The sequence below is a fragment of the Grimontia marina genome, assembly GCF_900060185.1.
Lineage (GTDB): Bacteria > Pseudomonadota > Gammaproteobacteria > Enterobacterales > Vibrionaceae > Enterovibrio > Enterovibrio marinus.
In genome coordinates this window covers 1-26,161 of record NZ_FIZY01000060.1, presented here as the reverse complement: position 1 = coordinate 26,161, position 26,161 = coordinate 1, and the positions used below count along the sequence as shown (strand labels likewise).

General features: G+C 45.9%; 29 protein-coding genes and 1 pseudogene. 18 read left to right on the top strand and 12 right to left on the bottom strand.

Annotation, left to right across the window (positions count from 1 at the left end):
* The first annotated feature begins 292 nt into the window (after positions 1-292).
* The 3 genes from GMA8713_RS28235 to GMA8713_RS21575 all read left to right on the top strand — a co-directional run bounded on the left by GMA8713_RS28235 (position 293) and on the right by GMA8713_RS21575 (position 2,755).
* Positions 293-496: a hypothetical protein gene (locus tag GMA8713_RS28235; protein WP_232314517.1), complete on the top strand. Its 204-nt coding sequence runs from the start codon at positions 293-295 to the stop codon at positions 494-496.
* A 207-nt stretch (positions 497-703) separates the two neighbouring features.
* Positions 704-2,266 carry an actin cross-linking domain-containing toxin gene (locus GMA8713_RS21580; RefSeq protein ID WP_157515722.1) on the top strand — a complete coding sequence of 521 codons (1,563 nt, stop codon included), beginning with the start codon at positions 704-706 and terminating at the stop codon, positions 2,264-2,266.
* Positions 2,267-2,326: 60 nt separating this feature from the next.
* Entirely contained in the window at positions 2,327-2,755 is a 429-nt protein-coding gene (locus GMA8713_RS21575; protein ID WP_062714154.1) for a CesT family type III secretion system chaperone, read from the top strand.
* Between the two features lie 64 nt (positions 2,756-2,819).
* Here GMA8713_RS21575 and GMA8713_RS27800 read toward each other — a convergent pair.
* From GMA8713_RS27800 to vscN, 9 genes and pseudogenes are all read right to left on the bottom strand, one after another.
* A pseudogene (locus GMA8713_RS27800) lies at positions 2,820-3,208 on the bottom strand (3'-5' exonuclease); the annotation flags it as partial.
* A gap of 40 nt (positions 3,209-3,248) precedes the next feature.
* Positions 3,249-4,307, bottom strand: coding sequence for a type III secretion system export apparatus subunit SctU (sctU, locus tag GMA8713_RS21570; RefSeq protein WP_062714152.1), 1,059 nt, complete (start codon positions 4,305-4,307; stop codon positions 3,249-3,251).
* 18 nt (positions 4,308-4,325) lie between these two features.
* On the bottom strand, positions 4,326-5,108 hold the full coding sequence (sctT, locus tag GMA8713_RS21565) for a type III secretion system export apparatus subunit SctT (RefSeq protein ID WP_062714147.1): 783 nt from the start codon (positions 5,106-5,108) through the stop codon (positions 4,326-4,328).
* A complete protein-coding gene (vscS, locus tag GMA8713_RS21560) occupies positions 5,105-5,371 on the bottom strand; it encodes a SctS family type III secretion system export apparatus subunit VscS (protein ID WP_005426136.1) in 267 nt (88 codons plus the stop codon). The genes sctT and vscS overlap by 4 nt, the downstream gene beginning before the upstream one ends.
* 13 nt (positions 5,372-5,384) lie before the next feature.
* A complete protein-coding gene (gene vscR / locus GMA8713_RS21555; RefSeq protein WP_005426130.1) occupies positions 5,385-6,035 on the bottom strand; it encodes a SctR family type III secretion system export apparatus subunit VscR in 651 nt (216 codons plus the stop codon).
* Positions 6,032-7,000: a type III secretion system cytoplasmic ring protein SctQ gene (gene sctQ / locus GMA8713_RS21550; protein WP_062714146.1), complete on the bottom strand. Its 969-nt coding sequence runs from the start codon at positions 6,998-7,000 to the stop codon at positions 6,032-6,034. The genes vscR and sctQ overlap by 4 nt, the downstream gene beginning before the upstream one ends.
* Entirely contained in the window at positions 6,997-7,857 is an 861-nt protein-coding gene (locus GMA8713_RS21545; RefSeq protein WP_062714145.1) for a type III secretion system needle length determinant, read from the bottom strand. The genes sctQ and GMA8713_RS21545 overlap by 4 nt, the downstream gene beginning before the upstream one ends.
* A 9-nt stretch (positions 7,858-7,866) precedes the next feature.
* Complete coding sequence (sctO, locus tag GMA8713_RS21540; protein WP_062714144.1) at positions 7,867-8,328, bottom strand: type III secretion system stalk subunit SctO; 462 nt, start codon at positions 8,326-8,328, stop codon at positions 7,867-7,869.
* Positions 8,325-9,647, bottom strand: coding sequence for a SctN family type III secretion system ATPase VscN (gene vscN / locus GMA8713_RS21535; RefSeq protein WP_062714143.1), 1,323 nt, complete (start codon positions 9,645-9,647; stop codon positions 8,325-8,327). Before vscN ends, sctO begins: the two co-directional genes overlap by 4 nt.
* A gap of 187 nt (positions 9,648-9,834) precedes the next feature.
* Here vscN and sctW point away from each other — a divergent pair, with 187 nt between their 5' ends.
* The 12 genes from sctW to vopD are packed head-to-tail and all read left to right on the top strand — an operon-like array spanning position 9,835 to position 19,484.
* A complete protein-coding gene (gene sctW, locus GMA8713_RS21530) occupies positions 9,835-10,728 on the top strand; it encodes a type III secretion system gatekeeper subunit SctW (RefSeq protein WP_062714142.1) in 894 nt (297 codons plus the stop codon).
* Positions 10,709-10,993, top strand: a complete 285-nt coding sequence (locus tag GMA8713_RS21525; protein WP_062714140.1) for a TyeA family type III secretion system gatekeeper subunit — start codon at positions 10,709-10,711, stop codon at positions 10,991-10,993. Before sctW ends, GMA8713_RS21525 begins: the two co-directional genes overlap by 20 nt.
* Positions 10,980-11,354, top strand: coding sequence for a type III secretion chaperone SycN (gene sycN, locus GMA8713_RS21520; RefSeq protein ID WP_062714138.1), 375 nt, complete (start codon positions 10,980-10,982; stop codon positions 11,352-11,354). Before GMA8713_RS21525 ends, sycN begins: the two co-directional genes overlap by 14 nt.
* The gene (vscX, locus tag GMA8713_RS21515) at positions 11,351-11,728 is read left to right on the top strand and encodes a type III secretion system protein VscX (RefSeq protein ID WP_062714136.1); all 378 of its coding nucleotides are present in this window, start codon (positions 11,351-11,353) and stop codon (positions 11,726-11,728) included. Before sycN ends, vscX begins: the two co-directional genes overlap by 4 nt.
* Positions 11,729-11,733: 5 nt before the next feature.
* Complete coding sequence (gene vscY, locus GMA8713_RS21510; protein WP_062714134.1) at positions 11,734-12,063, top strand: type III secretion system chaperone VscY; 330 nt, start codon at positions 11,734-11,736, stop codon at positions 12,061-12,063.
* A complete protein-coding gene (gene sctV / locus GMA8713_RS21505) occupies positions 12,056-14,182 on the top strand; it encodes a type III secretion system export apparatus subunit SctV (protein ID WP_157515720.1) in 2,127 nt (708 codons plus the stop codon). The genes vscY and sctV overlap by 8 nt, the downstream gene beginning before the upstream one ends.
* Positions 14,182-14,595 carry an LcrR family type III secretion system chaperone gene (locus tag GMA8713_RS21500; protein ID WP_062714130.1) on the top strand — a complete coding sequence of 138 codons (414 nt, stop codon included), beginning with the start codon at positions 14,182-14,184 and terminating at the stop codon, positions 14,593-14,595. The genes sctV and GMA8713_RS21500 overlap by 1 nt, the downstream gene beginning before the upstream one ends.
* A 60-nt stretch (positions 14,596-14,655) precedes the next feature.
* Complete coding sequence (locus GMA8713_RS21495; protein ID WP_062714127.1) at positions 14,656-14,940, top strand: LcrG family type III secretion system chaperone; 285 nt, start codon at positions 14,656-14,658, stop codon at positions 14,938-14,940.
* A 10-nt stretch (positions 14,941-14,950) separates the two neighbouring features.
* Entirely contained in the window at positions 14,951-16,762 is a 1,812-nt protein-coding gene (locus tag GMA8713_RS21490) for a virulence-associated V antigen (protein ID WP_062714125.1), read from the top strand.
* 12 nt (positions 16,763-16,774) lie between these two features.
* On the top strand, positions 16,775-17,263 hold the full coding sequence (locus GMA8713_RS21485; protein ID WP_062714123.1) for a SycD/LcrH family type III secretion system chaperone: 489 nt from the start codon (positions 16,775-16,777) through the stop codon (positions 17,261-17,263).
* A 7-nt stretch (positions 17,264-17,270) separates the two neighbouring features.
* Positions 17,271-18,470, top strand: a complete 1,200-nt coding sequence (sctE, locus tag GMA8713_RS21480; RefSeq protein ID WP_062714120.1) for a type III secretion system translocon subunit SseC family protein — start codon at positions 17,271-17,273, stop codon at positions 18,468-18,470.
* Between the two features lie 9 nt (positions 18,471-18,479).
* Positions 18,480-19,484 (top strand): type III secretion system translocon subunit VopD, encoded by a 1,005-nt coding sequence (gene vopD, locus GMA8713_RS21475; RefSeq protein WP_062714118.1) that lies wholly within the window; start codon positions 18,480-18,482, stop codon positions 19,482-19,484.
* 1,040 nt (positions 19,485-20,524) lie between these two features.
* On the opposite strand, the gene nhaA is transcribed toward vopD, so the two are convergent.
* The 3 genes from nhaA to GMA8713_RS21450 all read right to left on the bottom strand — a co-directional run bounded on the left by nhaA (position 20,525) and on the right by GMA8713_RS21450 (position 22,944).
* The gene (nhaA, locus tag GMA8713_RS21460; protein ID WP_062714113.1) at positions 20,525-21,721 is read right to left on the bottom strand and encodes a Na+/H+ antiporter NhaA; all 1,197 of its coding nucleotides are present in this window, start codon (positions 21,719-21,721) and stop codon (positions 20,525-20,527) included.
* A 140-nt stretch (positions 21,722-21,861) separates the two neighbouring features.
* The gene (locus GMA8713_RS21455; protein WP_062714111.1) at positions 21,862-22,338 is read right to left on the bottom strand and encodes a DUF4442 domain-containing protein; all 477 of its coding nucleotides are present in this window, start codon (positions 22,336-22,338) and stop codon (positions 21,862-21,864) included.
* 84 nt (positions 22,339-22,422) lie between these two features.
* Complete coding sequence (locus GMA8713_RS21450) at positions 22,423-22,944, bottom strand: NUDIX hydrolase (protein WP_062714109.1); 522 nt, start codon at positions 22,942-22,944, stop codon at positions 22,423-22,425.
* Positions 22,945-23,159: 215 nt separating this feature from the next.
* Between GMA8713_RS21450 and GMA8713_RS21445 the strand changes: the two genes are divergently transcribed.
* From GMA8713_RS21445 to GMA8713_RS27485, 3 genes are all read left to right on the top strand, one after another.
* Positions 23,160-24,485 carry a DEAD/DEAH box helicase gene (locus GMA8713_RS21445; RefSeq protein WP_062714107.1) on the top strand — a complete coding sequence of 442 codons (1,326 nt, stop codon included), beginning with the start codon at positions 23,160-23,162 and terminating at the stop codon, positions 24,483-24,485.
* Positions 24,486-24,845: 360 nt separating this feature from the next.
* Positions 24,846-25,658: an alpha/beta fold hydrolase gene (locus GMA8713_RS21440; protein ID WP_062714105.1), complete on the top strand. Its 813-nt coding sequence runs from the start codon at positions 24,846-24,848 to the stop codon at positions 25,656-25,658.
* A gap of 214 nt (positions 25,659-25,872) precedes the next feature.
* The gene (locus GMA8713_RS27485; protein WP_157515718.1) at positions 25,873-26,031 is read left to right on the top strand and encodes a hypothetical protein; all 159 of its coding nucleotides are present in this window, start codon (positions 25,873-25,875) and stop codon (positions 26,029-26,031) included.
* The last annotated feature ends 130 nt before the right edge of the window (positions 26,032-26,161 follow it).

The window sequence follows — 26,161 nt, the reverse complement described above, 5'->3', positions numbered from 1 at the left end:
GCCACGAGGTATCGGTGCTATGATGGCCATCACTCAGTCCTTTTGTCGGTATGTTTCGGTTTGGCGATTGATCAGATCGCACAAAGCGGACTGAGTTTCTCTTATCTTTGAGATCTACTATTAGGAACAGCTATTTAGATTCAGCATTAATTTCCTCTCACTAGCATGCAACTGAAAGCCGTGAGCGCTAGCCGATAAAAGGTGCCCTAAAAACTTCTGACCAAAAGTGATATATGGCGAATGCCCTTACGCTTATTGTTTTGATTACTCAATACGAAAGGGGCTCGTCACAATGAATAAAGAAGAAATCATAAATAACTGGTTATCTGACGGGCAATGGCAGCTTTTGAATGGTCAATGTAACTTGGTTGGCGAAGACGGTATGCATTACACCACTATTTTCAATTATGAAAACCGTATGGTGGTCATGTTCCCTTTGTCACCAACCAAGCAGCCTAAGGGAGGGATATTGCCTTCCAAACTACTGGCCTCTTAATTCATCGGCGTTGCGTCGTTCTCGTTAGACGCAGATAACGCCACTGTCGTACTCAATTTTTCATTGCCGGATGAGTCCGTGGTGAATAGAGACCTCAATGTCTTTTGGCAAAAAAGTTTATAAAAAAACGACCACGTCCGACATACGACCTCTGTTCACTTGATTAATCTTAATATATCTAGAGAAACCAATAAAAAGTAGATAATTATGCCAAATGTTAATAATGTAAATCCAAGTAGCCAACCGATCAATTCTACGCCAGTCAGCCAACCACAAAATCAAAGCCGACTAGGTGGTTTAAGTGCGAGTCCGCAAATAACGTCAGATGCCATCCGTAATTCAATACAGCAGCCGCTTAGTGGCGGTACTACAACAGCCGCAGCACCGATCAATTCACGTATTCTACAAAAGGCGGCCGTTGTGCCACCATTTGAAAAGCACTTCGAAACTGCGTCTATTGGTATAGAGAATGAGTTAACAGGGCTGGTAGTCACTTTACCTGAATCAGCATCACCTGAGTTTGGCTATGTCCATGATTCAAATAAAAAGCCCCTATTCATGTTAACGAAAGACATGAAACAAGGAAAATATGAAAATCCAAAGGAAGTAAAAGACATCATAGGTATTGATAAATTCAACACATATACGCTTGAGCTGATTACCTACCCCAGTGAAATTCGAGATCAAGAGGCGATCAGTAGCCGTAATGAGGCGATACTTTGGTTGGCTGACGTATTCACAGCTCATATTAACTCATCAAATAATCATGCCCCACTGAAAAATATAACAAGTGAAAATAATCGTTTTACTTTAGCTATCGCGAACCCTAACCATCTGATTGCTAGTGGTAACGGCGCGACGAAAGATTCCGCGGTCCAGACGATAGGTATCACGCAGAGTGGACAACAGGCAACTATAGCGGTGAGAGCTAAAGACTTTGGGACAGGTTCGTCAGATGAATTAAGGCTTCTAGAGGCTGCTTCCTGGTATCAGCCGGGATTAAGAGAAGCATTTTTAGAGACAGCTAAAGCTGAAGGTGTAGAATTACATGATGCAAGGACAGCCCAGAATGTATTTGCTTATCTAGCATCAATTTATACAAAGACCGCTGATTTAGCGAAAAAATATGGTCTTCACATTAATGAATGGGACCCAGCGAGTGAAGGAATTAGAACAACAGTTAGAGAAGGGTTAACAGACCCTGAAGTTAAAAATTCATGGGGAATTTTGCCTAGAACCAAGCCCTTCCAAATGTTGACGATTTTGGAGAACAGCAGCGACTCTAGATATGTCAAACAAAAGCTTGCGTCCCATTTGAAGGCATCTTCAACTTATTCAGAGAGCCTTGCTAAGAATGTAGCCGCGTATTTCCAAACTGGTGGTGGAGTGTCAAAAAAGACCATTAACAACGCGACAACGGGAAGCGATAAGGACATGGCGATATTATTTGAATTCCGCACAGTGCTACCTGAAATATCTAAGTACCTACCCAAGTCAGAATCTAAAACAAAATTAGATATCAAAATAATGGATCAATTTAAACCAGAGGATCGGAAGGAAATTAATAAAGAAATAAATACCCTTATAAGAAAGAGTAGTGAATTTATCTCTTGGTATCAGAAAAAAAGGGTTGATGATGGGAAGACAGCATTAAAAGACCCAACACAAGCGGCATCCGTTTCATCTATTAACGAGAAAGCTGAATGGTTGATCGCTGAAAAGCCAGTAGATTGGGAAAGGATAACTTCACGTTATGTTAATCAAAAGTAATTTATTAGGATTCTTTCATTTGGGGATGTTCAATATCGTTAACTAGGAGTTTAACCACTAATGATAACCACATTCGATTATCTTGTGACACAGTTATTTGAAAAGAATGGTATCGAGAGTTCATTCGCTCAAGATGATATTTATAGCCTACTGATCGACCAAGAATATCAAATCCAGTTCACGCATCAGAATGAAGAGTTGATAATACTGTATGCAGATCTTGGTGAGATAAGCTCAGTATCGGAACAACTAGCAAAGAACAATATGTATGGGGAATACTGGCCTGCTCATATCGTGTCGCATAGAGAAAATCGAGCAGTTTTATGGTCTCAACAGCCGATTTCGATGCTTAACGTAGCTGCGTTAGAATCGTGGACTGAATACTTTATTCAGGACATGATCGAAAAAAAGGCTGCAATTTCTGATGTGGAACCAAATCCAGAAAACACTCAGCCATCAGGCATGCCGCCTAATATGATTGCTGTATAAACACTTTGACCGAAATTACACGAGCAGGTGACGACCGTATTATTGTGCGTTACCTGCTTGTGGTTTAAGCGCAATTGCTAGCAAGCAACTGATCCACTTTTCCTTTTGCTGTGATAATAATTTCCTGCATAAATTAAGGACTTGGCGTGGTAATACCGTCTTGCTCAAGATCTTCTACCATTAGCACCCACAACTTTGTCGTTACCTATGCATCAGCTAACGCACGGTGGGATATGCCGTCGTTTTCAATATTTCGATTGCGAAGCAACTCACCAAGTTTGTGTGAGGGTATATCTTGAATAAGGCGTCTTGCTACTAAAAACGGTCACGCGAATTCGCCAGAATAACCGCAGTTGATTCTCTCTAGCTGGCATCTAGAAATCGTTTATCGAACGAATCAATGTGAGCGATAAGATTCTCTCTCGCAATAAATTTACTGAACGAGGCCATGACCTAATATTGAACTGCATTATCTGCCATGATTAGGAGAGCGTTATACTTGCGATTCCTCAGACTGCTCAAGAGAAGCAACCCAACGCAGGATCTCGGCAGTGGCTTCAATAAGATCGCCAGGTATGTATTGGTTTAGCTGACCATCGGCAAAAAGGGCACGTGCGAGCGGTACCTTTTGCATCACAGGAATGCCTTCTTCATGGGCTATCGCGATCATACGTTTTGCCATCGCATCGGTTTCTTTAAAGGTAATCACAGGCAGCGGCGTTTCGCCCTTTTTATAGTACAAACCAATCGCGATGTGGGTTGGGTTCGTGACTAAAACATTCGAACGTTTAACGTTATCTCTTTGGTTCGAAGCTTGTAGCTCTTGGTGCAACTGACGACGTTTACTCTTGATTTCAGGGCTGCCTTCCATCTCTTTATATTCGCGTTTGACTTCGTCTTTAGTCATTTTCAGTTGCTTGGTGTGGTCGAACTTTTGGTATGCGTAGTCGGCGGCTGCAATCACAATAAATCCAACGGAAGAGATCATCATGAGTTGTTTAACCAATACGCCGGTGATGGTCGGCACACACTCTAATCCACACGTTGGGATTTGCAGTAGTGTGTTTAAGTTACCTCGCAGCGTGACCCAAATAATGCAGGAAAGGAGCGAAACTTTAAGAATCGATTTAATAAACTCAATGATGCTCTTTAGCGAGAAAATTCTTTTCGCCCCTTCGACAGGGTTGATCTTTTTGATATCTGGTTTGACGGATTCACCACTAAACAGCAAGCCGAATTGCCCCATGTTCGACATGATGGCAATTAAGGCTGCTACGACGAGAATCGGTGCCAGTAGGTAAACCATTTCTTTGGCGATGGCGATAGCAACGTCAATCAACGCATCCTGAAACCCCTGATAAGCCAACTCACTCGGCAGTAAAAGAAGGGCGGAGATGTGCGACATATAGTAGTCAGCAAAAGCAAACAAGACGGCAATCAAGGCTAGGATTAACGCCGATGAGACGATTTCCTGACTTTTGGCGACTTGCCCTTTTTGCCGGGTATCCCGAAGTTTCTTCGGGGTGGGGAGTTCGGTTTTTTCTCCGCTCATTGCTCTTCCTGTCTGTTATTACCAAATGGTATTGAGCTGTTTTTTGAACAGCACGATTTCAGAGAAAAGGGCTTGAAAGTGATTCATCATCAATGCCACATAAACAATCAATAGCACGCTAGCAATGGCACTTTTGATCGGCATGGCTAAAGAGAAAACGTTCAGTTGTGGGGCGAATCTGCTAACCAGCGCGAGTCCAAACTCGGCAAGGAACATGGCTAAAACCAAAGGCGCGGACATCAAAACGCCAAGCCACATAAGTTGCTCGAACTGCGCGTAGAAAAAGTGTACCCATTCCTCAGTGACGGTTGGGAAAAATCTGATAAGAGGCCACGACGTATAGCTGTTATACAGCGCATAAATAAAGGCGATAAAGCCACCGCCAGAGAAGAACAAGGTGATTAGGGTTTGAGTCAATAGCACAGCCGTTGGCGTTGATTGAGAGCCGAGAGTGGGGTTGAACATACTTGCCATCGCAGCGCCACGTTGGTTATCCACCAGAAAGCCTGTTGCCTCAATAGCCCAAAAAGGGATTGCCGCAACAAAGCCAATCAGCATACCCAATAACACCTCTTTGCCTAGGATGACCATCAACCAAATCCCATCCGTGTCTGCGGGCAGGTCTTGTTGGTTGATCATTGGGAAGATAAACAGCGCAAGCGAGCACAAAACACCATTTCTCACCAAGGTGCCACCCAGTATTTGCTTGTTTAAGATCGGCAAAAATATAAAGCAAGCCATTAACCTGGGGAGCGTCAAGCTGTATAGGAACAGGGCTTGGTGCAAATCATCGTAACTCATCGTATTTGCGGGATTTTATCCAAGGTCAACGTGGCAAAGGAATGTAGCTCGGCGCCCAGCCATTGCGTGGTAACAAAGAGGGTAATGATGACGGCGATCAGTTTGACGACAAAGCCTAACGTCTGTTCTTGTACTTGTGTTAGCGCTTGGACGAGAGAGACCAAGGTACCGACAAGTGCCGCAACCAAAATCGGCGGCAGCGACAAGAACAGAACAAGTGTTAGGGCCTGAGTGGTAAAGTGGATGATTTCAGCCGGATTCATGCTTCTCACCTCATTATCCGTAACTGAGCACTAAGCCGTGAGTCAGCTTGGTCCAACCGTCCAGTAAAACAAAGAGTAGCAGCTTGAATGGCAGTGAGATGGTCATTGGTGAGACCATCATCATGCCCATTGCCAGCAAGATGTTTGATACGATCAGATCGATAGCGATGAAAGGCAGATATAGTAAGAAGCCAATCTCAAACGCTCGAGTTAGCTCACTCACGGTAAAGGCGGGGAGCAACAACAATAAGCTGTCTGACTCTAAACGGTCGACGTACTTTTGTGGCCACAAGGTTCTCGCTGCATCGGTAAAAAAGACCGATTCAGTTTCACGGATGTGCTTTTTTAAAAACTCACGGTACGGTTGCAATCCACTCTCGATTAAACCTTCGATGCTCTCTGAATCTTCAAGTGAGATTTCGTGCTGGGTAACGTAGTCATAGGTTTCAAATCCCACCGGTGCCATGATGAAGATCGACAGAATGATCGCCAATCCGTACAAGGCCATATTGGGTGGAATCTGTTGTACACCTAATGCGTTTCTTAGTAGAGAGAAAACCACGGCCAGTTTAACGAAGGAGGTCGCCATCATTGCAATGAAAGGAATCAAAGCAAGAAGGGCAAGTGTAACAATGAGGTTCAGTTCATCAGGTAACTGGATCATGCTGGCTCCTGACTGCCGCCAAACAGTTCGAGAACGCGGACACCCAAGCGTTCATTAATGTTCACTAGTTCGCATTCACCAATGATTTTGCCGTTTGCTCGCATGGTGACTGGGTTAGAAATTGGCTGGTTAAGCTCAAAGGTAAAACCCGGTTGCAGCGCGTTAAGCTGTTCTAAAGTAATGGTTTGCTGACCAACATCGAAAGTCAGTTCAATTGGCAATTGCTGGTGGTCGGTCAGTGCTTCAGAGCTGTTGATATCGTTCATATTGGTTTCTTTTTCTTGGATATGGAGTGTCGTATTGTCGAGTTGGCATCGCCAAAGGTTGTGATTGGAGACCTGAAGCAGCACTTGGTGTTGCGCGATGTAGCAATCATCGAAAAACACCACATCGCCCAGTTCCAGTTGCTCAAATTGACTGAGCGCCAAACGTGTTTTGCCAAAGCTCAACCAGAAAGGCAGTGCGATGTTTTGGCTCAGGTAAGAGGGCGCTTGTGGCAGAGTGTCAATCAGCACATCTCGACCTTCATGGACCCACAGGCTAAGAGAGACATCATCGCGATTGATGGTGAGCATCAACACGTTTTCTTCTGATATAGGCTGATCATGAACTTGCAGCTTGCTCAATACCGGAAGTTGTCCAAATAATCGCTTAATCATGTCGGTGTAGGGCTCAATCTGGCTACTGAGCAATGCCAGTTGCAGTGAGTTTGGTAGTGATTCAAATGCCGTCGAGTCAAGAATACCGTGCAACCATTGCTGTAATTGCGCGCCACTAAAATCAATTTGAATGGTTTGCCCACCAATGAGTAGCGCTAAACGATAGCCAGAAAATTCCGGCTTTTGGCCAAGCGTGATCGATAAGCTATTGCTTTGGCTATCTTGAAAGTGACACTGTTTTGCACACAGTTGATTGCTCAGCGCGATGCTTGAAGGCTCGACCTTTGGGAAATCTAATATCTTCATTCGTCCTCAGGCTTCCATTCATCGTAAATGTTGCGTTGTTGTCGCGAGCGTTGTTGGTCTTGTTGTTGGTTCATCTGTTCGCTGACAGCGATTCGAATCGGTTGGTCGATGCCTAAACGTTGCAGACGCTCGGTCAGCTCCTGTTTGGCTGTTTGGTTGATCAGCGAAAGAGCGTGCTCTTGCTTAATCAGCACGCTGTAGCCAGAACTGTCCTGCTTGATAGAGATCTCGCCCCCTTTTAATTGGCCTTCATTCAGAAGCAGGCGAACTTCTTTCTCGTTTGCTGAAGGAAGAGACACGTAGATCTTCTCGACTAACTTATTAATCAATTCGTTTACGTCTTGAGTTCTGTTCTGGGGCGCGTGTGACTCTACGTTTTTCAGGATGATGTCGCCTTGCGCTATCGATTGGCTTAGGTTAGCCGTCGGGTGAAGCCTAGCGTCCGACTCTGAACTTGGATGACGCAGTTCGATGTGTTCCGCAGGCTTAACCTTCTTTTCAAGAGCGGACAATGTGGTTTTCGAGTCGACAACTTTCGAGTTCACAATAGCCGAAGCGTCTTTTGCCGCGGGGTCGAGTTTATGAGCTGCTGCATCTAACTTATGCAGTTGGCCTTGCAGCAAACTCTGCACGGTTGATGGCTTGGTCTGCTGACGCTGAATAGGTAATACCTGATCCTTCAAAACGTGAGGTAAACTGGCAATAAGCGTTTCTGACTCGTGTTCGCTTTCTGCTTGCTTTGGTTTAAGCGCATTATTAAAGCGAGAGTCAAGGTCTTCTGAGACTTGGTTGACAGGCTTCTGTTGAACCTGTTGCGTACGTTCAGTTGTGTTTGGATGATCGTTTTTGACTCGCATCTTTACCTTCTATGAAACAACAACGTTGCGGAACTCTTCTTGTTCGAGCTCTTCTTGATACTGCACTTGGCGTGCTTGCTCAGCGACTTCCTGTTCGTTTAATTGAATGAATTTTTCTTTGGTTTTATGGGCGGCCAGAGCTTCTTGCTTTCTTTCCTTGAGTCGCTGGTTCTCTTGTTCCAATGCTTTTTTTTCTTCTGCGGCTCGTTGTTTTAAATCGGCTTCTCTTTCCCTTAACAGCGCGATTTCTTGCCGTAATATTTCAAGTTCTTTTAGAACGACGGTTTTCTGTTTGGCTTTTGCAAAGCGCCGCTCTTCTTCCTCTTCGCGCCATTGACGATAATCAACGACAGACTGTTCCGCCTTTCGGAGTGAGGCGCGTGCATTGTTAACTCGATATTCTTGTTGCTGAACCGCGCGATCGGCACGGTCGGCACGAATTCTTTTTATCTCTAGCAATTGCTCGATCATAAGCCTGCAAGCCCACGCAGCTGCGTGACGGTCTCTTCGAGTTCACTTGGCTCGTGCGTGCCTTGGCGCAAGAACGCTTGGATATCATCTCCCTGTGCGATGGCCATATCCGCGCGACTGTCGGCGCCTTGTTGGTATTCACCAATTTTGATCAGCAGCTCGACTTCTTCATATTTGGCCAGCATTTCACGCATGTGAGCCGCGGACGCTTGATGAGTTTTATCAACGATTTGGTTCATCACACGGCTGGCTGAGCGAAGCACATCAATGGCTGGATAGTGGTTCATCGCCGCCAGTTTGCGAGAAAGAATGATGTGGCCATCGAGTATGGAACGCGTCTCATCGGCGACTGGCTCAGTCATATCGTCACCTTCCACAAGCACGGTATACAGCGCGGTGATGGAGCCTTTGTCTGATTGACCTGCACGTTCCATCAGTTTTGGTAGTGCGGCAAAAACAGAAGGCGGATAGCCTCGACGTGTTGGTGGCTCGCCAGCTGCCAAGCCGATTTCACGCTGAGCTCGGGCAAAACGTGTTACCGAATCCATCAGCAGCAGGACACGCTTACCTTGGTCGCGGAAGTACTCTGCGATGGAGGTCGCGACGGACGCCGCTTTGGCACGTTCCATTGCGGGTCGGTCTGAGGTTGCGACAACAAGTACTGACCTTGCCATGCCTTCCTCGCCAAGATCGTGCTCGATAAATTCTCTTACTTCACGGCCCCTTTCACCGATGAGGGCAAGCACGGTTACATCGACATCGGCAGAGCGAATAAGCTTGGCGAGCAGGGTACTTTTACCTCCGCCAGCTGCAGCAAAAATACCCATCCTTTGTCCTTCACCGCAGGTCAGCAACCCGTCGATTGAACGCACGCCCATAGAAATCGGCTTTTCAATCAGCTTTCTCTGCATTGGTGGTGGCGCATCGCGATAAACCGGATACCAAGCGCTCGGTTCGGTGTTTTGAGAACCATCGAATGGGCGCCCCAGGCCATCGAGAATTTTCCCTAACAGGTGATCGCCAACGCCGACTTCGTGCATTTTTCCAAGCGGGCTTACCTCGGTATTGGAGGAAATACCAAACATGTTGCCCAGCGGCGTAAGTAACGCATGGTGTTGTTGAAAACCGACCACTTCTGCAAGCAGCGACAAGGTTTGATCGGGATTACGTAGCTCACAAAGCTCGCCAACACGAACACCGGGCACGACTGCTTTGATGATGGTGCCAGTAACCTGCGTCACACGACCGCGGATTTGGATCAAACGCGTTTGCTTGATTGCTGATTGTTGAGCTTCGGTGATGTATGAGAAGTCGTTCAATTTAATAAAACATGCGCAATAACTGATGCTGGGAGAGTAGAGAGGATGGCGCCGTGTTTATAGTGACTATTGGTCGAAAGTTTTTAGAAAACTTAAAACGTCCTAAAAAAACACGTCCGATTTTGACAGCCGATTAAAAATGCAATTCCTATAATTCGCCCACATCGTACGAAAGGAGGGCAAATCAATGAGCACTGTCAATGGCCAAATTTTAACGGGCAATAAATTTGACGCGCCAATTCGAAGTAATCTTGAGTCTTCACGCACGGGAGCCTCATTGAATGGTCATTATCGAGGTGAAAGTGTTCGCGTACACAATGCAACTCAGTCACTGTTTGATGCGATGGAAGAGCTGACGGCGTTAGGTTCAGAAAAAGCAGAAAAAGATCTTACAAAACGCAAAGTGAAAGATGGCGGCATTCGCGTGAATGAAGCGCATGAGCTGGTTTCTGATTACCTAAGAAAAGTGCCTGATCTTGAGAAGAACCAAAAGATCAAAGACCTTGCTACCAAAATGGCAAACGGCAACTTATCAACGATTACTCAGCTACAGGCGTATCTCAACGGATTCTCTGAGGAGAAGAGTCATCAGTACCTCGCGTTACAAGCAGTGAAAAAGTTCCTCGGTGCCAATCCAGAAAGTAAGAACCTATTGGCGCTTATAGACCAGGCCATTCTGATCTTTGAGCAGAATCCGGACTCTTGGGCTCAGATTGATACTGAGATTCGTGTTTCAAGCTTTGCGGATGAATACAGCCAAGAGCAAGACTTTAGCAGCTTGCACCAATTGCGTGGTTTCTATCGAGATACGGTCCACAGCTACCAAGGTTTAGGAGCAGCATACAAGGATGTGGTTGAGCGTTTTGGTGCAAAAGAGGTCTCCACTGCGGTCGATTTTATGTTGCAGGGCATGAGCGCAGATTTGAGCGTTCAAGGTAGCAATATTGACTCCGTTAAGCTTCAGCTTCTGATGTCCGATATGCAAAAACTTAAGACGTTGAATACGCTTCAAGACCAAGTTAGCAACCTCTACCAGATGTTCAAACTTCAGCAGGCAAACTATGGCTTATCAAGTTGCTGATTTGATGTCAGACATCATTGCTTTGGTTGAACAGCGCTGGGTGGGAAGTGCCGAGATATGGAACATAGCGAATACTATGGAGTTGGCGTCCACTGAGCGAAAAATCAGCTTTTTTAGGGAACTGCACAAACTGGTTCGCCATATTCCAATTGTTGTATTTAACGACGAAGAACAGCGACAAAACCTAATACAAGCTGTGCAAAAAGCGCTTGATGAAGCGATTGATTTTGAAGAAGAGGAAATGTGGGACGATGAATTGGGTTGATGCGTCAGTGGATGATTTTTGCCGAGGAATGGGGCTTGAAGCGGTCGACTTCTCGTCAGCAGGACGTGTTCAACTGAGCTTCGAACAAAGCGGCACTCTGCATATCGAGAAGCACCAGGACTGTCTGTTTCTCATGCTGGCGAAACCGCTGCCTTGGCACCAGTCGAACGAGCCGATTAAAAAGGCGTTAAGTTTTTGCCATGCAGGCCAAGGTTGGCCATTCATCATTAAGACCGGATTGCTGGATGAGCAGACACTGGTCTTCTCTGCGCAAATCGAAGGGGATGAAGTGACCTTGCCAACCATTGAGCAAGCGTTCGCTCTACTGGCTCGTTTACATAAAGATGTGGCGGGTTCATGAGTCGCATTAGTACGTTAAACGTTGGTATTGAAGGCTTTACTCACGTTTCGCTTGAGCAAGTTGAAAACGACTTCCCACAGCGTTTTCAGCTGTTGCCTGATGGTCAAGCCATTGCGGCTCACCTAGAAAAACTGTACGAGCTTCGCCCCTCTGAGCAGTACTTGATGTCACTGGCCAAGCCAAAGTTGACGCATTCGGAGCTACTTCGCCCAGACAAATACCGTCAACAGTTTGATACTACTCAGCAGCGACTTCAGGAATTGGCGCAGAAAAATGGTTCTCATGCGCTCACTCAGGCGTTGGAAACACTGCAAAGTACGCAATTGGACCAACGTTATCTCACCATGGCGTTGAACCTACTGATTCAGGTTTAATCCCCATGTTGCATAAGAAAGACGTAGAGCTGTTGCTTATCCACGCCGCACTCCAAGTTCAATATCAGAAGCCTGAACAAGCGATTACCTTGCTTGATGCACTGCTGGAAATCGAACCTCAGCATCAAGAAGCTCGCCAAACCTTAGCAGTGGCATGCCTGAATTCAGGTCGATACATACGTTCAATCGAGCTGTGTGAAAGCTTGTTGGAAACCGAACATTCAAATAAAGCGGGTTTGTGGTTTTGCCTAAGCCAAGCGCGTTGGAAACAACAGGATGTTGAAGGCGCCCGCCGCGCACATCGACGTTATCTACAATCTCTAAATTCTGAATAAAATGAAAAAGTTGATCGATACTCTAAATAAAGTCGGGCAGCGTAAAGACATCATGCTTGCCGTGATGCTATTGGCTATCGTCTTTATGATGATCTTGCCCCTACCTACGGCACTCGTGGATGTCCTGATCGGTACCAACATGAGTATCGCGGTCGTCTTATTGATGCTGGCTATCTACATCACCACACCTCTGGAATTCTCTGCATTTCCGGCCGTGCTTTTGATCACTACGTTGTTTCGCTTATCGCTTTCTATTACGACAACGCGACTTATCCTGCTGCAAGGCGATGCAGGTCAGATCGTATACACCTTTGGTAACTTCGTGGTCGGCGGTAACCTGGTAGTGGGCATTGTTGTTTTCCTGATCATCACCATTGTTCAATTTATGGTGATCACCAAAGGTTCCGAAAGGGTCGCGGAAGTCAGCGCTCGATTCTCCCTTGATGCGATGCCGGGTAAGCAGATGAGTATCGATGGTGATATGCGTGCTGGGGTTATTGATGTTCATGAGGCGCGTCACCGCCGTTCATTGATCGAAAAAGAAAGCCAAATGTATGGCTCGATGGATGGTGCGATGAAGTTCGTGAAAGGCGACTCAATCGCAGGCCTGATTATCATCGTTGTGAACATTCTAGGTGGTGTCACCATCGGGGTGACTCAAAAGGGTATGTCTGCCTCTGAGGCACTTGAGCTGTTCGCAATCCTGACCGTCGGTGATGGTCTGGTTTCGCAGATCCCTGCTCTGTTTATCGCTATCACGGCCGGTATCATCGTTACCCGTGTTTCAAACGAGGATTCTTCTGACTTAGGTTCAGATATTGGTGGTCAGGTAACCGCACAGCCAAGAGCTTTGTTGGTTGGTGGCGTTCTGCTTATCTTGTTTGCTCTTATTCCGGGCTTCCCGAAGGTTACCTTCCTGATTCTTGCCGCGATTGTTGGCGGTGGTGGCTTCTTCTTGTTCTACCAACAGAAAAAACAAGGCGAATCCGACAGTTCTGATTTGCCTAGCTTCGTTGCCCAAGGTGCTGGTTCGCCAGCCGCTATGTCTAATAAACCGACGCCATCTCGCAACAGCAAAGGCAAGCTGGGCGAGCAAGAAGAGTTTGCGATGACAGTACCACTGCTCATCGACTTAGATTCTCGCTTACAAGAGAGTTTAGAAGCCGTGGCTTTGAACGATGAGCTTGCACGCGTCAGACGCGCGCTTTACCTCGATCTTGGTGTACCGTTTCCCGGTATTCACTTACGCTTCAGCGAAGGAATGAGTAACGGCGAGTACTTGATTCAATTGCAAGAAGTGCCGGTTGCTCGCGGGCGAATTGAAAGCGAAAAACTGCTGGTGACAGAAGGTAACGAACAGATCGATTTACTGGGCGTACCTTACGAAAAAGATGACGACTTTCTGCCGGGCATTGCGAGTATTTGGGTCGATGAAAGTCATTACGAAAAGCTACAAAACAGCCATGTGGGTTTTCTGACCCCCGATCGCATTCTGACTTATCACTTGTCTCACGTTCTGAAAGAGTACGCACAAGACTTTATTGGTATTCAAGAGACCCGCTACCTGCTTGAGCAAATGGAAGGCAGCTATTCCGAACTGGTAAAAGAAGCGCAGCGTATTGTGCCTTTGCAAAAGATGACTGAAATCCTACAGCGTTTGGTTTCTGAAGATATTTCTATTCGCAATTTACGCGTGATCTTAGAAGCCATGGTTGAGTGGGGCCAGAAAGAGAAAGATGTGGTACAGCTAACGGAATACATCCGTTCAAGCTTGAAGCGCTATATCTGTTACAAGTACGCCAGCGGTCAAAACATGCTGCCAGCCTATCTGTTGGATCAGAGTTTGGAAGATACGATCCGTAACGGCATTCGTCAGACTTCAGCGGGCAGTTACTTGGCGCTTGACCCTTCTGTGACTCAGCAATTTGTGAGCGACGTTAAGCAAACCATTGGTGATTTGAGCCGCATGCCAAATAAACCAGTGCTGGTGGTGTCGATGGACGTGCGCCGTTACGTACGCAAACTGATTGAATCTGAATACTACGAACTGCCAGTGTTGTCATTCCAAGAGCTAACGCAACAAATCAATATTCAACCGCTTGGTAGGGTAGGTATGTGATGGAATGCCTTCTCACCCAGTCTCTAGAGGCGTCAGGTATCCAAGTGAAGCCCTACTTCTGGCAGAAAAGTACCATCTTACTTGGCCATCTTTATGAATGTGATGGTATGGAGCTTGTCTTCCGTGTCGAAGAGGGCGAAATCATCATCGTACTGCTTCGAAGAATCAGTCCAAACCGAGGTCTGAGTAACCCTTTCTCCGCACTGTTTACGCTTGCAGAACATGCTATCCGTTTGTACCCGCTCGACTGGGCTATTCGTGGCAACGTTGACGTATTGCGAGGCAGCAACATGAGCAGCCAGCGGTTAGCACAATTCTATTTACGAGCCTGCGGCGCGAGCCATGATGAACGAGATGATTGGTACTTCTTAAGCCTTAGTGATTACCGCCCGTTGAAAAAGAGAAAAAAGTAAAAACTCTCGACTGTTACTGACAGCATCCCAGAAATGCTTCGCTTTAAGATAGGAGCCAAGATGAAGCAACCCTTTACTGAAACCATTGAAAATTCGGAACTTGCTATTCGCAATGCAGAAGACAGGACTGATGTATTCAATGAACTACTCGAAGGATTAGGCGTCGGTCCAGTAGCAGGCAATATTCTGCTCGATGGGTTAAATGCTTCGCCTCAATTGATGAAACAAGCAGAACATGAGCTGCTTGAAGAAGTACAACGCCGCAGACAACAACAACCACAAGCCACGAGCAGAAAAGGCACTAGGCGCAAGCGGCCGACAATGATGCGTGGCATGGTGATCTAAAGGTTTTCACATGACGGATATGACAATCATGAACTCCATCACCGGAGTTCTCAATACAACAGCCAATCGTGATTCTCAGATCGCATTCCAACAGAGTTTTGTTAAGACCCTTTCTCCAATTCTAAGCGATGCCAATATCGACGCGAATCAAATAGAGTCGCTGATTCGCCAATTACCTATCGTGGTTGGGCGTACGGAACAAGAACGCTTGGATCTTTATGCAGATTCATTGCACACCTTGTTAAAAAAGCAAGAAGCCTTTACAGGGACTTCTGCCTCTGAGAGCGCTGCGCATTGGATGCGGTCACTGCAACGCCAAGCGTTGAATGGTCAAATTGCGCCTAAAGATGTGGAGATGGGCGTTAGTGCTACGCTCGCGCATCAATTCCAATTCTGGTTTAGCGCACAGCTAAAGGACAACGTCGATAGCTCGCTTCCGACCGATTTTGTCGCTGATTTCCGTTTGGGAAGCCAGAGTAACCAAGCACTGCAAATTGAAGCTTTAGATACGAGCGCTTTGAAAGCAGCAACGGCAGAGATCAGCGCGTTTGTAAATGCACTGGCAGTGCAGATGAGTGCCAGTGAGGTTCGCGAGAGTGCTATTCCGTTCTTGCGAAATGCCTTTGGTAATCTTGGTTCGGTCAACCTTAATGAGATTAAGAATTCAGACTACTTCTTAACAGAAGAAAGCTTTAGAGCTGCTGTTACCGCTCAACTTGTTGCCTCTTTCACTAGCATTGGGATCACCATCAGTACCGATGATGCACAGGCCTTGGCGAACAAGATTATTTGGATGCCAGGCATGTCTAAGCAGGAACTTACCGATACGCTAAATAGCTTAGCGACACAAGTAAAAGGACAATTTGAAAATGCCTACGGTGCGGGTGGTGTTGCCCAACTGCAAACCATCCTTGATGCCGAGATCGCGAGAATAACGTCAGATCCTGCTGCGATCACCTTATCGAGCTTGTTCTCCAATATAGCCATTGCGCTTATCAACACTCAGATTGATGCGTTCTATAGCGGCTTGCTTGATGTTCAGGTAACTCAAACCACACCGGAGCAACTTGAGCGGATTAAACAAAACACCGCACAAGATATCCGACTCCTTTTCGACAAAATAGTCGCTGGACAAGACATCGGGACGGATTTCATTGCACGTCATCAAAAAATGATGGAGAACCTAGAAAAACTCAATGATCGTTTGGGGAAAATCACACCAGAGGAAGTGAGCAGTAAAGAAGTGAATGCTGAGCACGCATTGACCGCTATTAACCTACTGTCCGTGATTGAATCTAGTATCGGTGACCGCTTTGATGAACGCGTCTTGTTTGCTCTAAACGAGCGTCGCGTCGACCGTCTTGAAAAGCGTAATATTCTGAAAGGTGATCTGGAAAACTTGACGATGAAGTTAAGAATTTTCGGTGCCATACAGTCGAAGATACACTCAAAACAAAGTGTAAAAGAAAAATATGAACCTGGAAATACGGGGTTTCAGGCGAGTGACTTTGGCTACGATAGCGAAGCATCTTTTAAAGCATCACCTGAGTATGCATATATAACAAGCAATAAGTTCGAAAACCACAAAGACTTTCTGACAAAACAAGGCATATCAGTATCGGCCGATAGTTTTGAAGGCGATCAATTGGCCAGCTTCTCTACTTCAGTGAGCGACCAGTCCAAGGTCAAAAACGATACAGTTCAGCTCAAAACGACCGAGCTCAGCGATATGAGCTCTCAATACAATGTAACCGTTGAGGCGATGAACAAGTTTGTGCAGAAGTACCACAGTATTTTACAAGAAATCCTACGAGCCCTCTAAGGATAAATAACCATGACTAAACAAAATGCGCCAGCCGACCCATCTCAAATGCAGGCAGAGGAACTCCTTTCATTTTTGGAAGAAGGGGGGACGCTCAAAATGCTGCATGATGTATCAGCAGATACCATCGAGCACATTTACGCGGTTGGTTACAACTTTTTCCAGTCAGGCAAGGTAGAACAAGCCGCTAAGGTATTTCAGCTGCTTAGTATGCTTGATCATTATCAAGCGCGATTTTTTATTGGTTTAGGTGCGGCTCGTCAGGAAATGGGTGAGTACCTGCAGGCTATTGATGCTTACAGTTACGCTGCGCTTGTGGACGTTAATGATCCACGCCCGCCTTATCACTCTGCAGAATGTCATCTCAAGCTTGAGCAACTGACAGAGGCTGAGAGTGGGTTTTACAGCGCGAGGGAGATGTCTGTTGGAAAACCCGAGTATGCAGATTTGCATCAACGAGCAGGCATCATGTTAGAAGCGGTGAGAAATAAAAAGGAGTAACTAGAGTATGAATTCTGTTGCACTTGACCGCATTCAGAGTGAGGTATACACGCCCGATTCTGACCGAACTATGTTAGACAAGGTTACTAAGGCAGCTGCTCATGCATCTTCGTCTGTAACCTCAGAAAACGTAACAGGCAGGGGTGCTGAAGCATTGAACACAGGTAAGGTAAAAGTTCTGCTTGATGCACCGAATGCCGCCGTCAGCGATAAGGTGAACGACCTTACGCTGAAGGCCATTGCACAGCTACAAAAAGTTATAGACTCGATTGCTGGTGGCTTACATGCTGTTGCCGACAGCACTGGTTCACTAGCTGTGAGAATAATCGCAGGCTCAGTGGACGATTTTGAGATTGAGCTGGCTGCTATCGCAGACAAACTCCATAGCGCTCAAAACAAGCTTAAAATGCAGGAAGTCAAAGTAGCGAAAGCAAAACATGAACTTGAGATGGCAGAAAACCAAGAGAAGATCAAAGAATCTGAAGCAGCGGAGAAAGAAGCACAAAAGTCGGGCTTAGCTTCTAAGATTTTCGGTTGGGTTAGCGCTGTTGCTTCCATTGTTGTTGGCTCCATCATGGTGGCGACGGGGATTGGTGCGGTAGCTGGCGCATTGATGATCGCGGGCGGCGTGATGGGCGCAATCAATATGACTTTGCAAGAGCCTGCTGTTCAGGATGCGATGAAAGAGGCTGGAGTTAACGTTGATGCACTCAATACGGTATTGATGGCGTTAGAGATCGCGACTGCCGTCATTGGTGCTGTTGTGACATTTGGTGGTTCTGCCGCAGCGGGTGTTTCAAAGTTGGCTGCTAAGAGTACAAGCCAAATTGCGCAGAAAGTGACTGATATCGCGACAAAAACAGCGGCTAATATCACGAAATTTGCTGATTGGGGGTCGAAAGCAACAACAACGACTGCAAAGGCGATCCGTTATGGTGCTGAGACCGTCGATATCACTGTTAACGCAGGTAAAGGGGCCACAGATAGCGTTCATGCCGCAAACAACGCGCATTCGACCGAGATCCAAGCGGATATTACGGATTTAAGAGCGAAGATGATGCTTAGCCAAGCCGTGATCGACAAACTGAAGCAAGAAATTTCCAAGTTGATGGAAGGTTTCCAAGAGCTAATGAATGTCATCATGCAAATGATTCAGGCTAAAGGCGAAACAATGCAAATGCTGACGAACCGCCCTGCAACGGTTTAAGGAATAATTATGATAGAAAACATTGGCAATACTGGACATGCAACTCTTAATGGATTGGGTGAACTTGACCAAACCAGCCATGCAGAGAAAACCTCTGAGACCAAAATCGAAGCTGCTGCAATCCGCGGTCATAATGAGAGTGCACTAACGAGTACGAAGCACTACCAATTAGATGGTCCGAAAGCACCTGCTATTGGAGACCAATCCAGCGCGGTAGCAAAATTGCTGGACGGGTTGTCCTCTACAACAAATCTGTTAATGCAAATAACAGAAAACGCATTGAAAGGTAAAGATGTGGCTAAGTCCTCATCAGAGGCTATTTCTCAGTCACTGTCTCTTATTGCCTTGTTGTACGAAGTATCCAAGTTAACTCGTGACCAGCAAGTACAGCAGCGTGAAATTGCGGTTGAGGCAAATGTAGCGAGTATCAAGAGCCAAGCGGAAGAGTTAAATAGTGCAGCCAAGGCGATGATCGCGATGGCTGTTGTATCAGGTGTTCTTGCGGGAGCAACGGCAATTATTGGCGCGATTGGTTCTTTTAGAACAGGCAGAGAGCTTAGTTCTGAGGTTGCGCATAATAAGGTTTTGAAGATCCAAAAAGCAGGCTTTGATCAAGCTGAAGAGCTAATGGCTAACGGAAATATGTCAGCGAAGCAACGGAAGCAAGTGAGAATAGCGTATGCAGCCGCTAAAGAAAATATCGCTGATACGTCGAGCTCCTTAACAAGTACTGGACGTAAGTTTGAAAAGATGACTGGGTCTAATCAAGCAAGAAATGCTGTACTTCAAGCTATTGGTCAAATGGGGAACTCAGCGTCAAGCGTAGAGCAAACGAAAGCTCAAGCTCGAAGCAAAGAGGATGAAGTATTGGCAACTCGTGCTCAAGCAGACAAACAAAGAGCCGACGAATACATTGGCTTCCAAGAAGGTCTATTAAAAGAGCTGCGTGAACTTTTCCGTTCGATTGCTGATAGTCAAAACCAAGCATGGCGTGCATCTGCTCCAACCGTATAGTTTTGCAATCAATCATTAAGGCGCTGGGCATACAGCGCCTTTTAACAGTTGATGAAAGGAATGACCCAGAGCGCTTTAACCATGAAAAGGCTAGGTGTTTTTTCTCCCCCAAAAATCTTCGACTTCTTCAAACGCGTAGAAGCCCAAAGCAGTGCAAAGTACCTTGTTGTTTCATATTTCGGATCATTAGCAGAAACGCCTAATGTTTTAACTTACAACACCTTCACGAACTTTGCTGGCAACTCTTTTTCAATCTTTTGAAATAGGAGCAGGCCAATACCTTAGTGGTGGTAATCTTTGTGAAGGGCAAGAAGATGTAGCTCTGCAGAGTAAGGGGTATGGTAGTTCACTGAAAAAAAATCAACTGGGTAATCACCGCAATACATACCTGAACCTTAATCATGCTAGTTAAAACCGATGACCGCTGCCATAGGCGGCAAATGATAGTGTCCGAGAGTCTCCCGGTACTATTGAAGCGACATGTATCCCTTGTTGCAGTTGAGATTGTCGAGATTCCGATTGTGGGAGGACAAGATGTGATGACAGTTGGTATTCTGCCAGAGTTGGATAAAGACGAGTATAGCCAGCCAAACAAGATCTTCTGCAAGATAAAATATCATTCTGCGTAGTCCAGATTTTTACCGGAAAAATGCCTGCACAACGTAGGTGTTTTTCATTTGAAAAAAGTGGTGGGAATCACACTCAAAAAAAATGCTTAATTTTATTAATGACACTTGTTGTTATTTATTTTCCATAAAAACAATAAGTTAAAGATAAATTTTGCTTGTGGATAACGAAAATTTTATCCACAAAAACAGTTGATAAGTCGGTAGATTTCCTTCTCAAATCTATATCCAGAGCGGCCTCTGGGAAAGTCAACATCTAATATGTTTCAATGACGAAATACAATATTCTGGGTTGCAGAATTTTAAGCTTTGACTACTCAAGGTTGATGATTACAAAATAAATAAAAAGCCTGCTAAAAGATCTTTTGGCAGGCTTTAAAAGTTTGATTATATGAGAAATAGACGGTTGGCGGTTTATTCAACGTTAGCGGTATGGCGGGGAATGCGTTCGAAAGTTTGCTTCAAGGCTAGATATCCGATCACCGAAGCGAGGAATGAGCCGATGAAAATGGCAATACGCGACAAATCAACCAACGCGTGATTGTCTGTACCCGGGAAAGCCAATGTCGTGATGAATATCGACATCGTAAAGCCTATGCCACAAAGAATCGACGCTGCCATGATATGAGCAAAATGCAGTCCCTTAGGTAAACTTGCAATCCCCATTTTAATTGATATGTAGCAGGCCAGTGATACACCGATGGGCTTGCCAAATAGTAAGCCAAGGGTAATGCCGAGAGGCAATGGTTCCAGCAAAAGAGCGATACTGAAATTATCTAATGGTACACCAGAGTTAGCAAAAGCAAAGGCGGGTAATATCAAGTAACTACTCCAGGGGTGGATGCCGTTCTCGAGATAGCGGAGCGGGCTACGGACACGATGATGCTTAACGCGAAGTGGAATAGCAAAGCCTAGGATGACACCTGCAACCGTTGCATGCACGCCGGATTTTAATACCGCCACCCATAATACTGCGCCAACCAGCAAATATCCGGTTAAACGGGCGACACCTTTCGCGTTCATATAAAAAAGTGTCGCACTGGCAAGCACTGCAATTGACAATGCAATGACAGATAAATCACTGCTAAAGAAAAGAGCGATAATGATAACCGCCCCCAGGTCATCAATAACCGCCAGTGCCAGCAGAAATACCTTCAAGCTAACAGGCGATTGCTTACCGAATAATGCCAACACTCCGAGAGTGAAGGCTATATCAGTCGCAGCTGGAATTGCCCATCCTTGCATCGCTTGCGCATCGTTATAGTTAAAAGCGGCAAAAAACAAGATGGGTATCACCATGCCGCCAATGGCAGCGACAACGGGAAACATTGCTCGCGAGCGTGTTCTCAGCGCGCCTTGAATCAACTCCCGTTTCACTTCCAAACCGATTAAAAGGAAAAAGATGGCCATCAGGCCATCGTTAATCCAAAGCAGAAGATTCTTTTCGATTTCCAACGATCCCAATTTGAAATGTATCGGGGTATCAAGAAGAGAAAGATAGAAAGGAGCGAGGGGCGAGTTTGCGATGATTAGAGCCAAAAATGCTGAGGCAATCAGGATGATACCGGGCGCTGTATCGAGCTGAAAAAGTTGGACTAGCTTTTTATTCAAAACGCATCTTCCGATATCTACCAACACCTCTTAAGTCTAACGAGTAAAAAGAGAAAAAGGGAAATCTTCCCTTAGGAAATGTAAAAGAATTGTGATGGAAGCTTGACAGATCGACATTTAATGCAAGGAGTTGCTTAATCTCATCCGACGGCTTTTAATGAAAGTGTCAGATCAAACACTGCCATTGGTTCATCACCATGTATAGAAGGGCATGTCGCCGTTATACGAACAGGCTGGTTAACACGCTCTCCTGTTTCCATGGTTTTATCTAGCATCTCGTCAATCAAATTACCGTGGTTGCACGTAAAAAGAACGTCGGCTTCTGGGCGTTTTAAAAATTCCCCAGTCACAGCCTTAAAAGCCAGCGAGATTTTCTTTCCACGTGATTCTGCTTTACTCATTGCCATAAAGCCACCGGCAACGTCAGCACCCACAGCGAGGGTGCCAAAATACATGCTGTTGAGATGATTCTTTGTTTTACGCTTGAGCGGAATACGGATTTGAACTTGTTCTTCGTTCAACACCAAGATTTTGGGGCGGCAGTACCAAATCAGAGGGACTTTGAAAAAGCCAAACAGCTTAAGCATGCGGTTGGCGTGGGCGAGAGTCTGTTTCATGCTTCATCCTTGAAGAGGAAAGATGCGTTCACCCTAATTTTCAACTGGTCTGATGTCAATGTTAAACCACTGTTAATGAGTGCTCTATGTGATCAGTCCAAGTAATTGTGCGCGACAAAACGCGACAATAGTTTTGCTGTCCTGAATTTCATTTTCTGCAATCAGCCGTTTGACTTCATCGACGGAAAAATGCGCGACTTCAATCACCTCATCGTCATCCATGTCTGCCACGCATGGCGATAGCTGTTTAGCTACAAACAGGTATTGAGTTTCGTTGCAAAAACCGGGTGCCGGGAGAGATTCTCCAATGGCATGCCATTTATCGGCCCGTAATTGGGCTTCTTCTGCTAATTCACGCTTTGCGCAAACATTGGGGGATTCCTCAGATTCGAGAGTTCCAGCCGGAAATTCATAAATCCACCTGCGAATAGAAGGGCGGTATTGGCGAATCATCACTAACTTCCCATCATTTGCGATAGGAAGAATAAGAACAGCGCCGGGATGCTCAAGGGTAATGTGTTTGGTGACAAGGCCGTTTGGAAGGGTATGCTCGCTCTCTTCCAGAGTGAATCGTTTCCAGGCAAAGAGTTGTTTGGGTTGGCTCATAGACAAATTCCATTGAAGTGCAGTGGACTACGCTAACTGCAATACCGTTCATGGCCGAAGATTGATTAATTAGTGGGTGTAGAAATGTGATCCAACACAATAAAAACTGCGGCAATTTACAGAAGTATGGTAGAATCCGCGCCAATTTTGTGGGAGTTGGAAAGCCAAACTGGCTCAGTAACTCTCTGTATAGATGATAATACTGGAGTATTACCTTGCAATTTGAAGATCTGGGTTTAGACAAACGCCTTCTAAAAACGATGGAACTTTGGGGTTTCAGCACCCCGACTGATGTGCAGGCTTCTGCCATTCCTGTCGTTTGTGCAGGCAAAGATCTGCTGGCGTCGTCTAAAACGGGATCAGGTAAAACCCTGGCTTTCCTTCTACCTGCATTGCAGCGCGTAATGCGTGGTAAAGCATTTAGCCGTTCAGGTCCACGTGTCGTGGTACTTGCGCCAACTCGTGAACTGGCAAAACAGGTTTATGGTGAACTGCGTAAACTGCTGGCAGGCACCCAATACAAAGGTATGTTGATTCTTGGCGGCGAAAACTTTAACGACCAAGCGAAAGAGTTCCGCAAAGACCCTGCATTTATCGTTGCCACTCCGGGTCGCATTGCGGACCATCTCGAGCACCGTCATTTAACGCTGGAAGGTCTGGAATTGCTCATTCTGGATGAAGCAGACCGTATGTTAGACCTGGGTTTTGCTCCGCAACTCGAAGCGATCAATAACGCCGCCAACCATCGTCGCCGTCAAACGCTGATGTTCTCTGCAACTCTGGATCACCAGCAAGTTAACGAGATTGCTGCTGACATGCTCAAAGAGCCAAAGCGCGTTGCAATTGGCTTTGTGAATGAAGAGCACAAAGACATCGAACAACGTCTTTTCCTTTGTGACCATCTTGACCACAAACAAGACTTGCTCGATCGAGTCATGGAAGAAGAGCAGTACCAGCAGATGATGATCTTCACCGCGACCCGCGCGGATACTGATCGTCTGGCTAGTTTGTTCGCAGAACGAGGCATTAAGGCCGTTGCCCTGAGCGGTGATCTTAGCCAAAGCGCACGTAACCGCATCATGAACGAATTTGAGCGTGGTCTTCACAAAGTGATGGTAACCACTGATGTGGCCTCACGTGGTCTGGATATCTCAAACGTATCCCACGTGGTGAACTTTGACATGCCAAAACATGCTGAAGAGTATGTTCACCGTATCGGCCGTACCGGTCGAGCAGGTAACAAAGGCATCGCGATTTCTTTCGTAGGTCCTAAAGACTGGAACAGCTTCAAGAGCATTGAAGGTTTCCTTGATAAGCGCATGAGCTTCGTGACTTTAGAAGGCCTTGAAGGCAAGTTCAAAGGCCTGGCTCCGAAGAAAAAGAAAACCTTCAGCAAAAAGCCTCAGCATAAGAAGAAAACCAATAAGCCTTCAGAGAAGAAAGCAGCAGCAACTAAGAAGCGTAGCAAGAGTTACTATCAGGGTGTGGCTGTTGGTGAACAAGTGTTTGCTGTTAAGAAGAAAAAGCCTGCGGAAGATTAATCAGATTTTGCTTCAAAAAAGCGCCTTCCATTGGCGCTTTTTTTCTATATTGTAGGTCTATATCAATCCATATATACCCAAACAACCTGAAGATGCTCGCATTCAGAGGTTATCAATGCGTTCAATTCGAGACAATTTCGCGAGGAATAGTCGTTCTATTTCCGTGGAATTTAACGATGAAGTGGGCGCATTGAGGGCCTCCCTTCGGGCGAGTTGACTGACGTCGTGCTCTTTGTTGTTCCTTTGGAGGTGACTACACCTCCAAAGGAACGCCGCGATCACAACGCCAGTCAAACTCGCTGAATCCTGCATCTTCAGGTTATTTGGGTATAAACAGAAGTATAACTACAGGGAAACTCAATGAATTCAATTCAGATAAACGGAAAAAATATGTCGTACTTGGATGTTGGTGAAGGTCCAGTCGTACTGTTTGGTCATAGCTACTTGTGGGACAGTGAAATGTGGCGTCCACAGATTGATGTGCTAAGCCAAAACTATCGCTGTATCGTCCCGGATCTTTGGGCTCATGGTCAGTCAGATGCGGCTCCGGAAAGTACCATCTCGTTGATTCATTATGCTGATGACATTCTGTCATTGATGGATCAACTTGATATCGACAAATTTGCGTTGGTTGGCCTATCAGTTGGGGGAATGTGGGGGGCTGAGCTAGCTTTGAAAGCACCAACACGTGTGAATGCCTTGGTATTGATGGACACTTTCATTGGCTTTGAACCTGAAGTCGCGAAAGCGAAATACTTCGGCATGTTCAACACTATCGAGCAGATTGGCTTCATTCCGCCACCAATGATTGATGCAATCACACCTTTATTCTTCGCTAATAACGCTGAAACGGACAACCCGGAACTGGTTTCTGCATTCAGAGAAAAGCTGGCGAATCTGAAAGGTGAAGAAGCAAAAAACGTTGTCAGGGTAGGCCGCATGGTTTTTGACCGCCGCGACACCTTTGACGACGTAGAAAAGCTGATGCTACCCACGCTCATCATGGCTGGCGCGGAAGACAAACCTCGTCCACCTCTTGAATCCATGCTGATGCATGATGCGATTGATGGCAGTCAATATATTGTGATTCCAAATGCTGGCCATATTAGTAACCTCGAACAGGCAGATTTTGTTACCGAAGCATTGAGCAAGTTTCTTTCAAGCCAGCTATAACCCTGATTAAATCAATGATAAAGCCGCAATTTGCGGCTTTTTTTATGATGTTTTTCTTTCAAAGCTCATCGGATCTGTTCTGGTAATGAGACAAATCGAACGATCGTTAGTTTCCAACACAAACCCTCGTTGTTAAGAAAATGTGGAGCCTTATACTGCACAAAAAGAAAGCGCTTTCTTTTTCGTTATAGTGCACACCATAAGGAGTTTGGGTTTGAAGAAGTATTGCCGGTTGCTGTTTTTAACGTTAGCCACTCTTGTTCTTGCTTCTTGTGGTGGGGGCGGAGACTCAGGCTCTGGTGGCAGCGAATCTGGTGCTGCAAAAGAAGAGGGAGGTAATGGTGGGGGAAATGGCGAAGACGGCTCTAAATAGCTGTTCCTAATAGTAGATCTCAAAGATAAGAGAAACTCAGTCCGCTTTGTGCGATCTGATCAATCGCCAAACCGAAACATACCGACAAAAGGACTGAGTGATGGCCATCATAGCACCGATACCTCGTGGC

Coding starts and splice junctions, on each gene's coding strand:
- sctT (WP_062714147.1), bottom strand. CDS start 5,108: ATGAGTTACGATGATTTGCACCAAGCCCTGTTCCTATACAGCTTGACG.
- vscX (WP_062714136.1), top strand. CDS start 11,351: ATGAGTCGCATTAGTACGTTAAACGTTGGTATTGAAGGCTTTACTCAC.
- GMA8713_RS21485 (WP_062714123.1), top strand. CDS start 16,775: ATGACTAAACAAAATGCGCCAGCCGACCCATCTCAAATGCAGGCAGAG.
- vscR (WP_005426130.1), bottom strand. CDS start 6,035: ATGATCCAGTTACCTGATGAACTGAACCTCATTGTTACACTTGCCCTT.
- GMA8713_RS21490 (WP_062714125.1), top strand. CDS start 14,951: ATGACGGATATGACAATCATGAACTCCATCACCGGAGTTCTCAATACA.
- vscY (WP_062714134.1), top strand. CDS start 11,734: ATGTTGCATAAGAAAGACGTAGAGCTGTTGCTTATCCACGCCGCACTC.
- sycN (WP_062714138.1), top strand. CDS start 10,980: ATGAATTGGGTTGATGCGTCAGTGGATGATTTTTGCCGAGGAATGGGG.
- GMA8713_RS21575 (WP_062714154.1), top strand. CDS start 2,327: ATGATAACCACATTCGATTATCTTGTGACACAGTTATTTGAAAAGAAT.
- GMA8713_RS21580 (WP_157515722.1), top strand. CDS start 704: ATGCCAAATGTTAATAATGTAAATCCAAGTAGCCAACCGATCAATTCT.
- sctQ (WP_062714146.1), bottom strand. CDS start 7,000: ATGAAGATATTAGATTTCCCAAAGGTCGAGCCTTCAAGCATCGCGCTG.
- sctW (WP_062714142.1), top strand. CDS start 9,835: ATGAGCACTGTCAATGGCCAAATTTTAACGGGCAATAAATTTGACGCG.
- sctU (WP_062714152.1), bottom strand. CDS start 4,307: ATGAGCGGAGAAAAAACCGAACTCCCCACCCCGAAGAAACTTCGGGAT.
- vscS (WP_005426136.1), bottom strand. CDS start 5,371: ATGAATCCGGCTGAAATCATCCACTTTACCACTCAGGCCCTAACACTT.
- GMA8713_RS21450 (WP_062714109.1), bottom strand. CDS start 22,944: ATGAGCCAACCCAAACAACTCTTTGCCTGGAAACGATTCACTCTGGAA.
- GMA8713_RS21440 (WP_062714105.1), top strand. CDS start 24,846: ATGAATTCAATTCAGATAAACGGAAAAAATATGTCGTACTTGGATGTT.
- sctO (WP_062714144.1), bottom strand. CDS start 8,328: ATGATCGAGCAATTGCTAGAGATAAAAAGAATTCGTGCCGACCGTGCC.
- GMA8713_RS21525 (WP_062714140.1), top strand. CDS start 10,709: ATGGCTTATCAAGTTGCTGATTTGATGTCAGACATCATTGCTTTGGTT.
- vopD (WP_062714118.1), top strand. CDS start 18,480: ATGATAGAAAACATTGGCAATACTGGACATGCAACTCTTAATGGATTG.
- sctE (WP_062714120.1), top strand. CDS start 17,271: ATGAATTCTGTTGCACTTGACCGCATTCAGAGTGAGGTATACACGCCC.
- GMA8713_RS21495 (WP_062714127.1), top strand. CDS start 14,656: ATGAAGCAACCCTTTACTGAAACCATTGAAAATTCGGAACTTGCTATT.
- GMA8713_RS21455 (WP_062714111.1), bottom strand. CDS start 22,338: ATGAAACAGACTCTCGCCCACGCCAACCGCATGCTTAAGCTGTTTGGC.
- GMA8713_RS28235 (WP_232314517.1), top strand. CDS start 293: ATGAATAAAGAAGAAATCATAAATAACTGGTTATCTGACGGGCAATGG.
- GMA8713_RS21545 (WP_062714145.1), bottom strand. CDS start 7,857: ATGCGAGTCAAAAACGATCATCCAAACACAACTGAACGTACGCAACAG.
- GMA8713_RS21500 (WP_062714130.1), top strand. CDS start 14,182: ATGGAATGCCTTCTCACCCAGTCTCTAGAGGCGTCAGGTATCCAAGTG.